Origin of the sequence: Mesorhizobium ciceri biovar biserrulae (genome assembly GCF_001618845.1) — a bacterium.
Classification (GTDB): Bacteria; Pseudomonadota; Alphaproteobacteria; order Rhizobiales; family Rhizobiaceae; genus Mesorhizobium; species Mesorhizobium ciceri.
This window is the reverse complement of record NZ_CP015065.1, coordinates 20,993-35,557: the sequence shown is the minus strand read 5'-3', so window position 1 is coordinate 35,557 and position 14,565 is coordinate 20,993. Positions and strand designations below refer to the sequence as shown.

Here is a 14,565-nt window from a genome sequence, read left to right as displayed (position 1 = left end):
GGAGTCTGTCCGACATCAAGTCCGGCAGCTACAATCGGCAACTTCAAAGACCGAAATGCGTTCGATTTCATATCCGCGCACCAACGCCGCATCTATATGGCCGAGTTGGTGCGCTGCGCAGTATCGGCGGCGATATCTTTAGCAGCCGTTTACCGGAGCGCGATAGGTCCTGTGTATGCAATACTGTCGGATGACGTAAGGAACCGCCGTGCCGCACAGAGCAGCAGCCCTAGCCGGCCGTTCTACGCCCCGCCTGCATCGTTTCATGAGCGTGATGCTCGAACTGGCTCCGGGCGTTCTCGTGCCGCGTCAGGAAACGGAGTTGCTCGGACAGAGGGCGCTTGCGATTCTTGGCGATCGCGCGCCCGGCCCGATGGTGATCGACATGTGCTGCGGCTCCGGCAACCTTGCTCTGGCGATCGCCGCGGAAGTTCCGTCGGCCCGCGTCTGGGGGGTGGACGTGACTGACAGCACGGTCGCGCTCGCCCGGAGCAATGCCGAACGCTTGGCCCTTCAGGACCGGGTCACCATCCGGAAAGGGGATCTGTTCGGTGCGCTGGAGGGCGATGGGCTTATCGGCGCAGCGGACATGATTGTCTGCAATCCGCCCTATATCTCGACCGCGCGCCTCGAAGGCGAGAGCGCGCATCTGCTTGAGGGCGAGCCGCGCGAGGCCTTCGACGGGGGGCCTTACGGCATCTCGATCCAACAGCGGCTGATCCGGGACGCAACCGATTTCCTCAAGCCTGATGGCTGGCTGCTGTTCGAGTTCGGGCAGGGGCAGGACCGCCAGGTGGCTGCCCTGATAGCCAGAGCCAAGGCCTATGAACCCGTGACATTCGCCAAGGATGAGGTCGGAATGCCGCGTGTCGCACTCCTCCGCAAGCTTGGGAACGGTTCGCCCGCGATCTCATCCTCCGCGAGTTTGGCATGAGCCAGATTCGTCCCCTGCAGGCTGCGGATATTCCGGCCGTCGCCGGGCTCTTTCAAAGAACCTTCCGGGACGGTGGCAAGCCGCCGCCTCCGGCGCTCGAGACTTATCTGCGCTGGCACTATCTCGAAGGCCCGGTCTGCGATCCGGAGATCGCGTCTCTCGTCCATATTGCGAGCGAAGGCGACATTTCAGGCTTTGTCGGCGTAAATGTGCTGCCGATGAGGCATGGCCAGTGCAAGCTGCGCGCCGCCATCTGTGGTTCGCTCATGGTCGAACCGCGGGCGAACGACCCGATGGCCGGCGCAAGGCTGCTCAGGACATTCCTGGCCGGGCCGCAGGACATCTCCTTCAGCGAAACCGCAAATGCCCTCTCGACGCAGATGTGGACGAAACTGCGCGGGGTCGCCCTGCCGCAATACAGCCTGGACTGGATCCGGGTCATCCGGCCTTCGGCCTTCCTGCTCGATCTAGCCTCGCGGCGAGCCGGCGCCGTGCGCTTGCTTGACCCGCTCGCGCGCGGACTCGATCGCTATCTTCGCGGACGGATGCAGGAGAACGAGATGCGCTGGTCCGGGGTCCCGGAACTCTGGAATGGCAAGGGCGGCCTCAAGGTAGCCGAAATCGATCAAGCCGGTTTTGCGGCTCTTTTGGACCCGTTGACGCGGCAGTTCCCGCTCCGCCCCGACTGGAGCGCCGAGCAGCTTGCGCATATCCTCGCGGAGGCTTCCCAGAAGCCGGACTATGGTGATGCCGTGTTCGCGTCCGTCTCCTCCCCCAGCGGGGCGCTGGTCGGCGCCTTCCTCTATCACACCCGCCCGGGCAGGATGGCGCGCGTGCTGCAGGTTCTGGCCCTGCCGGGGCAAGCTGGTTCCGTCGTCGACTGCTTGATTGGCGATGCGGCGCGGCGCGGCGCCGCCGGGCTGCGCGGCCGGACGCAACCCGCTCTGCTCGCAGCGATGCTGGGCCGGCGGGTCGCCTTCACTCAACCGGCCTCGACCGTGGTGCATTCGCGCGACGAGGAGCTGGTGAACGCGTTTCTGAGCTCGCAAGGCTTCTTCAACGGGCTGGCCGGCGAGCGCTGGAATCGCTTGGCCGGGGAGCAGTTCGAATAGGCCGTCATTTGCCCGCGCGGCGACGTAATCCCGATGGTCGCGCCGATCTCAGCTGGCGATTTCCTCGACGGGGCGGACGAGCTGCGGGCCAAGGTGCAGATGGCGCGTCGCCCGGCGCTTGGCGGCGATATCGGCCCAGACGCGTTCGACCTCGACCGCAGTCAGCTTCGCGGCGGCGCCGACGTCCGCGGCTGAAAGGCCGTTATTCAGGCCGAAGAGGCAAATATCCATGCGGTCATAGGGCAGGGAGAAGTAGAACTCTTCCTGCGTCTGCTCGAGGGAATAGGTGTCGGTCGTCGGCGCCCTGCGGCAGATTTCCTCGGGAATGCCGAGATGGGCGGCAAGCGCATAGACTTGGCTCTTGTAGAGATGGGCGATCGGTTTGACGTCAGCCGCGCCGTCGCCATTCTTCACGAAGAAGCCTTGGTCGTATTCGAGCCGGTTCGGCGTGCCGAGCACGGCGAAATTCAGCCGGTCGGCGTGATAGTACTCGATCTGTTTGCGCGTGCGCTGCTTCATGTTGGTGGCGGCGACGATGCCGAGATAGACCGCCGCCGACATGCGCAGCTTCGTCTGCCGGCCTTCGGGGTCCTGCACCACCAGCGAGGAGATGTTGTAGCCCTCCCCGGCGAGTGAATTGGCGATGACGATCTTTGAGGCCCAGCCCGGCCCGTATTCCGGCACCAGCTCGCGGATGAAGGTATCCCGCCGCTGATAACAACCCATCGCGTGCAGCGTCGGGCCGATATCCTCCACGATCGCTTCGACGCCAAAGGTTTCGGCGGCCAGCCGGCCGAGGCGGAGGCTGTCGGGATCGGAGTCGCTTTCCGGCATGAACAGGCAGAAGACGTTCTTAGCGCCGACGGCGCGGGCGGCGAGCGCGACCGAGACGCTGGAATCGATGCCGCCAGAGAGGCCGAGCACGAGCCCGCGCTTGCGCATGCCGCGTAGCTGCTCGCGCAACCCGGCGACGATGCGGTCGGTTTCCGCAGCGCTGTCGAGCGCCAGCGCGTCGGTCGAGAAGGCGGGATGGCTCGGGGCGAGGGAGAGGTTCATTGTGCAGTCCCCAACGTTTCGGCCGCCAGCCTTCGGCTGACCTTTCCGGTATCGGTCTTCGGCAACTCGCGGCGGAACTCGATGAGCTTCGGCACCATGAAATCCTCGAGATGAACGGCGCAGTAGCGAATGATGTCCCGCTCGCTCAGGGTCTCGTCCGAGAGAACGACGAGGGCGGCAATGGCGTGGCCGAGCACCGGATCCGGCACGCCGGTCACCACGGCTTCCACGATGCCTGGATGGGCGTGCAGCACAGTTTCGACTTCCTTGGGGGCGACCTTTTCGCCGCGCGTCTTGATGATGTCGTCCTTGCGGCCAACGAAATAAAGGAAGCCGTCCTCGTCCGTCCGGAACAGGTCACCGGTGTGGAGCCGCTTTTCCCAGGGATGCGGCCCGGGACGCAGCATCTGCTCCGTGGCCACGTCGTTGCGCCAATAGCCCTGCATGACATGCGGGCCGCGGATGACCAACTCGCCCGCCACGCCCGGTGGCACGCGGTTGCCCTCATCGTCGACGACGATCGCTTCCGTGTTGGGAATAGCGATGCCGACGGAACCCGGCCGGCGGTCCAGCTCCTCCGGGGGCAGGTAGGTGCAGCGCTTGCATTCCGTCAGACCGTACATGGAAAAGAGCCGTACGCCGGGGAACAGCTCGCGCAGCCGGGCGATATGCACCGGCGGCAGGGCAGCGGCGGTGTTCGAGATATAGCGAAGGCTCGGCAGGAAACCCGGCGCCAAATCGCGCATCTGCAGGATCAGCGCCGCCATCGTCGGCACCAGCGGGAAACCGGTGACCTTCTCGGCGCGGATGCGCTCGAAAATGGCCTGCGGAAAGGCGAATGATTTTTCGAGGACGAGGGTCGCGCCGAGCTTCGTCGCCATCAGCAGCTGATAGAGGCCGTAGTCGAAAGCCAGGGGCAGGACATTGAGGATGATGTCGTCACGGGTGTTGCGCAGATAGGTCGTGATGGATTCGACCGCGGCATCGATATTGCGATGCGTCATCATCACGCCCTTGGGGCGGCCGGTGGAACCCGAGGTGTAGATCAGCATGGCGAGGTCGATGTCGATCCCGCCATGGCGAATGGGCACGGGCGCAACCTTGAGACAATCCTCGAAGGAGGCAGCGCCATCCGGCGTATGGCTGGATGGCGCTTGCGTCGACGCGACGAAGAGCGGCCGGTCCGACAGCGCACGCGCCTGGATCACGACAGGCATCAGCTTGGCCTGGATCAGGATCGCCGCAGCCTCGCAATCGTCGATGACATAAGCGAGTTTGTCGGCCTTGGTGGAGGCGTTGATCGGGCTGAAGGTCGCGCCCGCCTTGAGAACCGCGAAGATCGAGACGGCGGCTTCCCAGCAATTGTCCATGAAGACGAGAACGCGGTCGCCGCGCTGCACGCCATTCTCGGCGAGAGCGGTCGCAAGCCGGTTCGACAGATCGTCGAGCTCGTCATAGCGCAACCGCTTCCGGTCGGTGACAAGCGCCGTCTTCGCGCCATGCGCGGCCGCGTTCGTGATGAGGAATTGCTCGACCCGCATGAGCTCGGGCCTTCCGTTGCCAGCCGTCACGCCGCGACGAGCGATGCGGTCTTCGCTGTGATGAAGGCCGTAATGCGCGCCAGTGAATCGAGGTTGGCCGGCACGATATCGGCGTCCGCAACTGTGATTCCGCAATGGTCCTCGATAAAGGCCACCAGTTCCAGAACGCCGGTCGAATCGATGATGCCGTTCTCGATCAGCGAGTCCGTATCGGCGAGGGCGTGGGTGGTGTCGCCGAACAGGAAGTTCTCGATGACAAAGGCCTTCACTGCGTCTTGGATCGTATCGGTCATGTCGTTCGCTTTCCTTGGTGGTGCCAGGCGGCCTTTGCGTTGCAAATGCCTGTGCCGGTGAAAGTCGTCAGCCACAGCTGCGTCGACAGGATGCCGACAAAGGCCGCGTTGTCGCGAAAGCCGGAGGCCGGCTGGCGGCTGCATTTCTCATGTAGTTTTGCCACTGCCTTCGGATTGAAGAGCCCGCCGGCGCTGACTGCGGCGTCGCCCAGGGCCGACTGGACATAGTCCCTCGTGCCCGGCCCAACGAAGGACTGGCTATCCGGTGCGCGATAGGGCTGCTTGGTCCGCCGGCCGATGGCGGCCGGCAGCAGGTCTTTGGTCGCCTCCCGCAGAATATGCTTCTCCACGAGCCCCTTCAGCTTCATCTCGGGAGGAAGGCCGGCGGCAAACTCGACCAGATGATGGTCGAGGAAGGGAAAGCGGCCCTCGATGCCGTGGGCCATCGCCATGCGGTCGCCCTGGCTGGACAGGATATAGCCAGGGAGAAGGAAGCGGGCTTCCAGATATTGCGCCTGATGCAAGGGATGCCAGCGGGCGAACGCCTCGGGCAGCCGCGCGGCGAGCTCCTCGGCGGCGTCATATCCGGACAATGTGGCACGCAGATCGCCCGAGTAGAACAGCTTCGTCGCCGCCGTGCCGTCGAACCTCGGCCGATGGGAGAACAGCGGATCGTCAAGCGTCGCGCCGCTAGCCCCGAAGAAGGAGAACAGGTACTCGGCCGATTGCTGCCTCAGGCCCGGAAGATAGGGGTAGAGCTTGCGGAACAGATGCGGCCGGATGCGGGAGCCGGACTGTCTCCCGCAAAAGCGCCGAACCCTGGCCTCCTTGAAAATATCGTAGCCGGCAAAGACTTCGTCGGCGCCTTCGCCCGTCAGCACCACTTTCAAGCCGGCCTCGCGCACGAGCCTCGAGAGCTTGTAGAGCGGGGCAGGGGCAGTTCGCAGGATCGGCCGCTCTGTGAAGCCGATAACGTCAGGGAAGACGGCGGCGATATCGCCTTCCCCGCAGGCGACGGCGCTGTGATGCGTGCCGAGCGCACGGGCCATCTCGATCTGGAAGGGGCTCTCGTCATGTTCGGCGCTATCGAAGGTGACCGAGAAGGTCCTGAGGCCACCCGGCGCCATGCCCGCCGCCAGCGCCGATGTGATGGAGGAATCGAGGCCGCCAGACAGATATGCGCCGACTGGCACATCGGCGCGCATGCGCATGCGGGTCGCCTCCGTCAGTAGAGCGCGCAGTTCCTCGGCCGCGGCACGCTCGTCCCGGTGCCGGGGCGGCGCGTCCCGGTCGGGATACTCCAGACTCCAGTAGGGCCGCGTTGAGACGCTGCCCTCTTGCACGATCATCAGGCTTGCGGGTTCGAGCTCGTAGATATTGCGGAAGGGCGTGCGCGGCGCGATCGGGGCCCAGAGCGTGAAGATCTGGTCGAGTGCGACCGGATCAATCTCGGCCGCGACGTCCGGGGCCTGGAGGAGCGCCTTGACCTCCGAGGCGAAGAAAAGCCGTTCGCCCTGCCTTGTATAGAAGAGCGGCCGGACCCCCATGCGGTCGCGGGTCAGAAGCATGCGGCGGCGGCGGCCGTCCCAGAGCGCAAAGGCGAAATCGCCATTGAGCGCGGAGACGCAATCCTCCCCCATCTCGTCATAGAGATGCAGGATCACTTCGGTGTCGCTGGCTGTCCGGAAATGGCGGCCTTTCGCGCGAAGCTGCTCGCGCAGTTCCACATAGTTGAAGATCTCGCCGTTGAAGGCGATCGTCAGATCGCCCGTCGCATCGGACATCGGCTGCTGGCCGTCCCCGAGACCGACGATGGACAGCCGCGCATGGCCGAGGCCGGCCGCCTTTGTGGTGAAGAACCCCTGCTCATCGGGGCCGCGATGCGCAATGGCAGCCGTCATCCTTTCAAGGAGCGCCCTCCCATCCCGGACAGTGCCGAAATAGCCGCTAAAACCGCACATGCCGAGATATTTCCAAGTCCACCAGCGCGGCTCGGACTATAGCCGCCAAGATATCGGTAGGTGTTAAATATTTAGGACTATTCATGAGAATGGTAAATTTTGAGCGGCCGCCGACGGCTGATTCCTTGCGTGAGCATTGGATCTGCCGCGAGATGAGGGCAATGGCGCCTTTGGCGTCGTGTTCGGATGATGTCGAGGGCTACGTCTGGGACTTCTCAAGGTCTGTCGTTGTCGGGGAAAGTGGTCCGCGCGGCAGAATGAATCTACGACGGTGCCATTGCCGGAATTGAGGCAGGCGTGGCCGCATGCCGCCTTGCGTAACGGCAAGCGATCTGTACAAGGCAGTACTCGATGTTCTTGACGGCCGCGGAATTTTTTGCGGCTACCCAATCCATGGCCATTCCTTCGGACTGGGCTGGGGCGGACCATGGTTAGTGCCAGAGAACAGCTTCAAGGTTGGAGCCGGGATGACCATCGCCGTCGAGTGCATGGCGGGCCGCGAAGACGTCGGCTATGACAAGTTCGAGCACAATTGTCCATCCTGATCGCACCGACTCATTTCCACCTGTCCGGCGAGGCTCTGAAGACTTGCCCTCAAACGCATGCCCAAAACACAGCTGGTATTGGTAGCAATCCGAGCGGACCAGGCGAGGCAGCCTCACTGCCGGGTAGCGAGAGAACCCACTTGGTGAACTCACGCGTGCGCCTGACATTCCGGGCACCGTGGACACGAAGTCCATGTCAAGTACCGCAATGTAGAGAACGTCGCGACTGCGCGTTTCTTTCCAGTTTTACATGCACGAGGACGAACCAGATATTGTTGCCGAAGGTTGAAACCAGCCGTCGCTGGCACTCATGGGAGTATGGCGGTCCCGAACAGGATGCCGTGACGCCCGACCGTGGTGATCGGGTCCGGCAGCTTCCACATGGCGGGTCTTTCTTCTCGACGCGAGCGACCTGGCGCCAGGCACAATCCCATTGTCCTTCCTCACCCTCGCAGCGGTTGCCGGCTGGCGGCAGCAATGCGCCTGATCTCGGACGTTCGGCAAACTTTACCTTCGCCCGAAAGCGGACGGTCTGCCAAAGGTAACATGACTGCGTTGCTGGACGACGGGCCTGATCCAGCAATGACCCCGTATGTCAGGTTCCAACAGTATGGGAGGTTGTCCTGTCGATTATCATTGCCGTCGTCCTTCTTACTGCTCACATGCACGCAACTGCGGCGATGAGTTGTCGGACCGGCTGGATCCTATAAAAAGCCGGCCTTTCTGAAGCCGGAGAGGAAGTGTTCGAAGGAAGATGGGTCTGCGAAGGGAAGGTGGGCAAGGTAGCCAAGCGAGAGGTCCGGTTGCAGCCTCAGTGTGGCTTCGACTGCGACATGCGCGTTTTCCATCTCGCCTAGATGGGCGTAGGCCGCCGCGAGAAAGGCATGGATGAAGAACTGGTCGCCGGCCTTCCGATAAGCGTCGATGGCGTCGGCATATCGGCCGAGCAGGAAGAGCGCGCTTCCCTTCACCTCCCAGAACCAGACCGGGGGCAACGGGTCGAGCAGTATGGCCCTTTCGAGGACCGCCAAGGACTGCTGAGGCTGGCCGCCGTAGTTGAGCCAGCTTGCATAGTCTCCGGCAATGTTGACGTCGTGCGGATTGAGCGTACGGGCCTGCTGGAAATGCAGTCCGGCATCCCCATGCTGGCGCATATGTACAAGCACGAGACCCATGCTCTGGTTGCAGATGCCGTCATTCCGGTCGAGCAGGAGCGCTGTGCGCGCAGACCGCAAGGCACTTTGCAGCGTACGAGGATCGCGGTCGTACCAGAATCGCGCAACCAGGCACTGCGCTAGATAGGCATGCCCTTGAGCAAAAGTCGGATCGAGTTCGGCGCTCCGGGTAAACATGGATTCGCCCTTGTCCATTTCATACTGATGGTAGTGCGCGCGACCCTGCAAGTAGTAGTCGTAGGCGGCCCAATCGGCCGGCGGCGTTCGCCGCGAGCGGCTAGTCGCATCTGCCTCGGCGGCGCCTTGGACGGTTGAAGCCACGAGGGCCGCCACCTCCTCCTGAACCGAAAAGATGTCCTCAAGCGCCCTGTCGTAGCGTTGAGCCCACAAATGGAAGCCGCTGGCGCCGTCGATCAGCTGCGCCGTGATCCGGATACGGCTCCCGAGCCGTCGCACGCTGCCCTCGACGAGGTAGCGCGCGCCGAGTTGCCGGTGGACTTCCGCGCCCTCCGGCGCTGGCCCACGAAACTGAAAAGATGAATTACGCGCGATCACCACGAGCGACCGGTAACGCGCCAGTTCAGTGATGATATCTTCGGTGATGCCGTCGCTCAGATAATGCTGGTCCTGATCGCCGCTCAAATTGGCGAAGGGCAGCACGGCAATGGTGGGTTTGCCGGACGGCGCGATTGGTCGCTGCACTGAACCTTCCACGCGCTCGACAGGCGCGGTGAAGCGGTAGCCGACGCGAGGCACGGTGGCGATCCAGTCGCCACCTTGGTCGGTGGGGCCGAGCGCCTTCCTCAGCGTCGCAATCTGGACGGTGAGATTGCTTTCCTCGACCGCTAGGCCCGGCCAGGCAGCTTCCATCAGCTCGGCCTTGGTCAGGATGTCGCCGGGCCGGGCCGCAAGCGTGGCGAGCAGCGTGATGCCGCGATGCCCGATGGAGATCGGTATTTCATGTCGCAGGAGCGTCCCCTTCTCAGGGTCGAGCACGAACGGACCAAAGGTGAGGTGAACCCGTTGCATCCCGCCATATTAAACGTTTCGGAATTTTTCGGAACAGTTTCGGCCGCGCTTTAGTACGCAGGTCCGCTCATCCGCCAAAGTAGCGTTATCGATTTTAGCAGCACCAAGAAAGGACGAGCCAAATGAGCACGCAGCTTTCTCTTACCTCAAGACTCTACCAGTCTCTCTGGAGCGAACAGCCGACGTGGACGACTGAACCGGTATCGGTCTGGGCGAGACTCTTCGCCCTGCGCGGCCTGGTCGCGGTCTGGCGCGAGCGCAAGTACTATCGCGAGGAACTGAAGCGACTGGCGGAAGATGGGCCTCAGCGGATCGACGACGTCGGTCTCACCCTGGCTGCCGTCGAGGCGGAACTTCAAAAGCCGTTCTGGAAGGCGTGATTTGCATCCATAGCTGTGAACGATTGTCTGCACAGGGCCAGCAAACTCCGCAAGTACTGTCTCATCGACGCCGCAAAGACACGACCGGCATGTTCTATCAGTAGCCGATCAAGGACCTGCCTGTAGGCCGTGGTAGGTGCAGCAATGCTCCGCTCATCCTGGCCTGCCGGCCGGACCTCGGCGGCCAATTCTGCCGCCAGAATTGTAATCATTCTTGGTCCGGCATTTGAGGGAAGGACCAACCTGTAACCGCGCATCGGCACTGTCTGCACGACGGCCTGGCGACTGTCGTGAGCGCCGCACGGATCTCGTGAATGCATTGGACCAGGCTGTTATCGGTGACGGCTAGCCCGTTCCAGACCGCCTTCATCAACTCGTCCTTGGTGATGACGCGATCAGCGTTCTCCAGAAGGTGGCGAAGTACCGCGAAGGTCTGGTGGCGAACTGCGATTTTCCTGTTGCATTGGTCGCGCAAGGTCTCCCTACTCACGTCGGCGGTCACGCCGTTGAGTACGAACGTTGTAGGCGGCGAGCTATTCAAGCCGGTTCCCCTCAAGCACGAAGCCGCAGTCCAACCTAGCACGGTTTCGCGCTGCGAAGACTGATCATCATCCAGCGCGTGCGGGGAGCTCGGATTTCGGCGAATGATCGTAAGCCGTTCGTGACTTGGCAAATGCCCAGCGAGAGTCGCTACCGTACGCCGACTTGAATTGTGCGTTAGTGCATTGGCAGGATGTTCTGGTTGAGGCGGAACAGATTGTCCGGATCGTATCTGTGCTTGATCTTGGCGAGCCTCCCATAGGCTTCGGCTCCCAAGGCGTCGCGTACGAGGTCCGCTCCTTCGCCATGGCCGGGGAAGTTCAGATAGAGGCGCCCGGTCGAGTAGCGCTGCACGTCCTGCCAGAAGCTGCGAACCCAGCCGATGTTCGCATCGTCCTCGTCAGCGCCTGGCCAAATGGCATCGAGGCTGAGCATGAAGGGCATGGAGCGGTCGCCGAAGGCAGTCTCATCGGCTGCAACGCGCTGGACGAAACCGCCGAACTTCCAGATCGAGGCGAAGGTCATTTCGGAGGGCCGCTTCGCCATCCGTACCGTGATCTCCCCGATGGCCTCGTCGTCGAGGCGCGAGAGGTAGGTGGATTTCCAGTAGCAGCGGTCGCGGCCTTTCGGGAACAGCCCGTCATAGAGCGACTGGATGGTGCGATATGGCATGCGGCCGCTGAAATCGACGAGCGGTTCCCCAAAACTGCGCAACGGCGCCACGACCCGCTCGCCCTCGTCGGCCAGTCCGTCATAGACATGCGCAAGCGCCAGGACGCGCCGGCCCCTTGCACGCTCGGGAATCGAGGGATCGTTCGGCAGCGTGGAGAATTCCGCTAGGCCGCTCAGGCGATCGGGTGCGGTCTGCATGAAGTCGCGCCAGAGTGGAATGATCTCGTTGGCGCGCTCTTCGGGATAGGCCGGACCGCATAACATCAGCTCCGGCTCGATCGGATGCAGCTTGAACTCGAAGCTCGTCACCACGCCGAAATTGCCGCCGCCGCCGCGCAGCGCCCAGAAGAGATCCGGGTTCTGGGTCGCGTCGGCATGGATGAGGCGGCCATCGGCGGTCACCAGATCGGCCGCCAGCAGATTGTCGACGCTGAGGCCGTGGCTGCCGCGCAGCCAGCCGATGCCGCCGGAAAGAGTCAGGCCGGCAACGCCCGTCGCCGAAATCAGGCCGCCCGGCGTGGCGCGACCAAGCGGGGTGGTGGCCGCATCGACATCGGCCCAAATAGCGCCGCCCTCGACGAAGACACGATCGAGGCCGGGCGCGACCCGCACGCCATTCATCAGCGACATGTCGATCATCAGGCCGCCGTCGCAGACGGCGTAGCCTGCAACATTGTGGCCTCCGGAGCGGATCGCGATCGCCAGCCGCTCTTCGCGCGCGAAATTCACCGACGCCTCGACATCGGCAAAACTCCGGCAGCGCGCGATGAGAGCGGGACGTCGGTCGATCATGCCGTTCCAGACGATCCGCGTCGTGTCATAGGATGGGCTCGACGGCTCCAGCACCTCGCCGCGCATGATGGAACGGAAGCTTTCGATGCTCGATGCTGCAAGGGTAGCGGTGGCGGCCATGTGGCGGTCTTCTCGTTTCACACACGCTAGCGCGGCGCGGGCAGGGCCGCTAAAGTCGAAAATGCTGAAAGGCGGTCATTTCTGCCATGGTTGAACAGATCGGCCCATTGAATGTGGCGATCCTTGCCGTTCCGGAGGCTACCGCCTCCACGATCTACGGCATGTTCGACCTGTTTTCCTCGCCCGGCAGGGATTTCCTGTTCATAACCAGCGGTGCGGCGGGCACGCCGCGCATGCGGCCCTATGTGGTTGCTGGGGACGGCAGCCCGTTTCGCGCTGCAAACGGCATCTGGATGCGCCCAGATCACAGCCTTGCCGATTGCCCGCCACCCGACATCGTCTGTATTCCAGATTTCTTCGTCAATCCGGGAGAAAGCGTCGCCGGGCAGTATGACGCCGAAGCCGCATGGCTGAAGCGAGCGCATGACGACGGCGCCATGCTGGCCAGCGCTTGTTCGGGCGCGGTGCTGCTCGGCGAGGCCGGGCTACTCGACAATCGCGATGCCACCATTCACTGGGGCTATGTCGAGACGCTCACGAACAACTATCCCGGCGTTAAGGTGAAGCCGGGCCAGTCACTCGTGCTGACCGGCGAGGCCCACCGCATCGTCATGGCCGGGGGCGGCTCGAGCTGGGAGGATCTCGCCCTCTATCTGATCGCGCGCTTCGTCAGCCTCAAGGAGGCGATGCAGGTCGCCAAGGTCTACATGCTGCAGTGGCACGACATGGGCCAACAGCCCTTCGCCGCGCTGATGCGCTTTCGCCAGACCGACGACGCGGTGATCAACCGCTGCCAGAAATGGGCCGAAGGCAACTACCGGACGCCCTCGCCCGTCGCCGCCATGACCAAGTTGTCAGGCCTGTCCGAGCGCTCCTTCGTGCGCCGCTTCGCCAAGGCCACGGAAATGAAGGCAATCGACTACATCCACGCGCTCAGGCTCGAGCAAGCCAAGCAGATGCTGGAGACCGGCGATCTCCCGGTCGAAGCGGTGGCGAGTGAAGTCGGCTATGAGGATGCGAGTTTTTTCGGGCGTCTCTTCCGCCGCAAGGTCGGGGTGACGCCGGCGCAATATCGCATTCGCTTCGGTGCTCTCCGGCGAGCATTGAGCCGCGATTGAATCTCAACCATCGCGGCGCGATGCCGATATTCCGCTTTGCGCCTCAAGTCAGCCGTTGAGCTGGCCCCAGCGGAATCCCAAAAGCAGAAATTCGAGCGATCAGGCGAACCGGCACGTTCCCACCCAGAACCGGACGCCCAGCGGTCATTAACGATGGGTTCGAGCTCCAGCCGCAAAGTAAGCGAGCTGGTCGGCATAGAGCTTCTTGAAGGCCCGGGCGAGCCCAGGCGCGTTCAACGTACGCTCAGAAAGTTCCATCTTGGCCTGAGAAGTACGTTCAGCTTGTCTAGCTGCGGGACATATGAACCGCGACACGATTTCGTCCTTCCGATTTGGCACGAAATAGGGCCAAATCGGCAGCATTGACGAAATCATTTGGCGTCTCGTCCGCGGTGGGCACCGCTGTTGCAACCCCGACGCTGATGGTCACACGATCCGGGCCGTGGGGTATGTTCAACTCCCGCACGCCCTGGACGAGCCGCTCTGCGATCGCACTGGATTGTTCCAGTAAAGTGTCGACCAGCACGACCACGAACTCTTCGCCTCCGTACCGCGCAGCTAGGTCGGTGGAGCGGCCGGAACCGCTCTGGATTACGCGGGCGATTTGCTTGAGCACCTCATCGCCGGCCATATGGCCATAGGTATCGTTGTATCGTTTGAAGTTGTCGGCATCAATCATCAACAGCGACAATGGGGACTGTGCGCGAAAAGCGCGCTTCCATTCGGCCGCCAGATATTCATCAAAATAGCGCCTGTTGCCGAGGCCCGTCAGGCCATCGATCCGCGTCAGACGTTCAAGCTCGAGATTTGCACCGATCAGCTGTCGCTGGCTTTCCCTCAGCGCTCGGTATGCCGCGTCTCGCTGGACGTGATCCAGATAAGCCCGCGTGTGATATCGAATACGTGCAATCAGCTCGATACGATCCGGCAGTTTGACGAGATAGTCGTTCGCTCCCGCAGCGAAGGCTTCACCCTTGGTGGCTGGATCTTCCTTGCTCGACAGCACAATGACTGGGACCGCGCGCGTCGACGCATGCTTCCTGTATTCTCGCACCAGATGCAGCCCATCGACGCCGGGCATGACGAGATCCTGCAGGATAACGGTTGGCTTTACCTCATCCGCGACTGTCATTGCTCTCAACGGGTCGGTGCAGAAGTGTAAGGAAATATCGGGCTCGTTGGCTAAAGCACGCCTGACCGCCTCGCAAACCATGATCTGATCATCGATGAGCAGAACCATGGATGAATAGTTATCTGCGAGTGGCGGGACCAGCTCTGGTTCTTGCGTCATCTGACG

General features: G+C 62.7%; 12 protein-coding genes. 4 read left to right on the top strand and 8 right to left on the bottom strand.

Annotated features, from left to right (window positions below; translation table 11 throughout):
- Nucleotides 1-265: 265 nt before the first annotated feature.
- Both A4R29_RS30080 and A4R29_RS30075 read left to right on the top strand, forming a co-directional pair.
- Nucleotides 266-934 carry a N5-glutamine methyltransferase family protein gene (locus A4R29_RS30080; protein ID WP_164752012.1) on the top strand — a complete coding sequence of 223 codons (669 nt, stop codon included), beginning with the start codon at nucleotides 266-268 and terminating at the stop codon, nucleotides 932-934.
- Nucleotides 931-2,046, top strand: a complete 1,116-nt coding sequence (locus tag A4R29_RS30075; RefSeq protein ID WP_013525353.1) for a hypothetical protein — start codon at nucleotides 931-933, stop codon at nucleotides 2,044-2,046. The genes A4R29_RS30080 and A4R29_RS30075 overlap by 4 nt, the downstream gene beginning before the upstream one ends.
- Before the next feature lie 48 nt (nucleotides 2,047-2,094).
- On the opposite strand, the gene nadE is transcribed toward A4R29_RS30075, so the two are convergent.
- The 5 genes from nadE to A4R29_RS30050 all read right to left on the bottom strand — a co-directional run bounded on the left by nadE (nucleotide 2,095) and on the right by A4R29_RS30050 (nucleotide 9,646).
- A complete protein-coding gene (nadE, locus tag A4R29_RS30070; RefSeq protein ID WP_063173853.1) occupies nucleotides 2,095-3,102 on the bottom strand; it encodes an NAD(+) synthase in 1,008 nt (335 codons plus the stop codon).
- The gene (locus tag A4R29_RS30065; protein ID WP_063174077.1) at nucleotides 3,099-4,643 is read right to left on the bottom strand and encodes a class I adenylate-forming enzyme family protein; all 1,545 of its coding nucleotides are present in this window, start codon (nucleotides 4,641-4,643) and stop codon (nucleotides 3,099-3,101) included. Before A4R29_RS30065 ends, nadE begins: the two co-directional genes overlap by 4 nt.
- A gap of 26 nt (nucleotides 4,644-4,669) precedes the next feature.
- Nucleotides 4,670-4,936 (bottom strand): acyl carrier protein, encoded by a 267-nt coding sequence (locus A4R29_RS30060; protein ID WP_013525356.1) that lies wholly within the window; start codon nucleotides 4,934-4,936, stop codon nucleotides 4,670-4,672.
- Nucleotides 4,933-6,897: an asparagine synthase (glutamine-hydrolyzing) gene (gene asnB / locus A4R29_RS30055; protein ID WP_063173852.1), complete on the bottom strand. Its 1,965-nt coding sequence runs from the start codon at nucleotides 6,895-6,897 to the stop codon at nucleotides 4,933-4,935. Before asnB ends, A4R29_RS30060 begins: the two co-directional genes overlap by 4 nt.
- A 1,249-nt stretch (nucleotides 6,898-8,146) precedes the next feature.
- Nucleotides 8,147-9,646 (bottom strand): winged helix-turn-helix domain-containing tetratricopeptide repeat protein, encoded by a 1,500-nt coding sequence (locus tag A4R29_RS30050; protein WP_063170503.1) that lies wholly within the window; start codon nucleotides 9,644-9,646, stop codon nucleotides 8,147-8,149.
- A 122-nt stretch (nucleotides 9,647-9,768) separates the two neighbouring features.
- Here A4R29_RS30050 and A4R29_RS35180 point away from each other — a divergent pair, with 122 nt between their 5' ends.
- The gene (locus tag A4R29_RS35180; protein WP_013525360.1) at nucleotides 9,769-10,026 is read left to right on the top strand and encodes a DUF1127 domain-containing protein; all 258 of its coding nucleotides are present in this window, start codon (nucleotides 9,769-9,771) and stop codon (nucleotides 10,024-10,026) included.
- A gap of 208 nt (nucleotides 10,027-10,234) precedes the next feature.
- Here the strand turns inward: A4R29_RS35180 and A4R29_RS35175 are convergent, their stop codons facing one another.
- Together A4R29_RS35175 and A4R29_RS30030 are read right to left on the bottom strand one after the other, a co-directional pair.
- Nucleotides 10,235-10,516, bottom strand: a complete 282-nt coding sequence (locus A4R29_RS35175) for a winged helix-turn-helix domain-containing protein (RefSeq protein WP_244507021.1) — start codon at nucleotides 10,514-10,516, stop codon at nucleotides 10,235-10,237.
- Between the two features lie 227 nt (nucleotides 10,517-10,743).
- Nucleotides 10,744-12,150, bottom strand: a complete 1,407-nt coding sequence (locus tag A4R29_RS30030) for an FAD-binding oxidoreductase (protein WP_063173849.1) — start codon at nucleotides 12,148-12,150, stop codon at nucleotides 10,744-10,746.
- 86 nt (nucleotides 12,151-12,236) lie between these two features.
- Here A4R29_RS30030 and A4R29_RS30025 point away from each other — a divergent pair, with 86 nt between their 5' ends.
- Nucleotides 12,237-13,268, top strand: a complete 1,032-nt coding sequence (locus A4R29_RS30025; RefSeq protein ID WP_024505318.1) for a GlxA family transcriptional regulator — start codon at nucleotides 12,237-12,239, stop codon at nucleotides 13,266-13,268.
- 286 nt (nucleotides 13,269-13,554) lie between these two features.
- On the opposite strand, the gene A4R29_RS30020 is transcribed toward A4R29_RS30025, so the two are convergent.
- A complete protein-coding gene (locus tag A4R29_RS30020) occupies nucleotides 13,555-14,559 on the bottom strand; it encodes a response regulator (RefSeq protein WP_013525363.1) in 1,005 nt (334 codons plus the stop codon).
- Nucleotides 14,560-14,565: the final 6 nt, after the last annotated feature.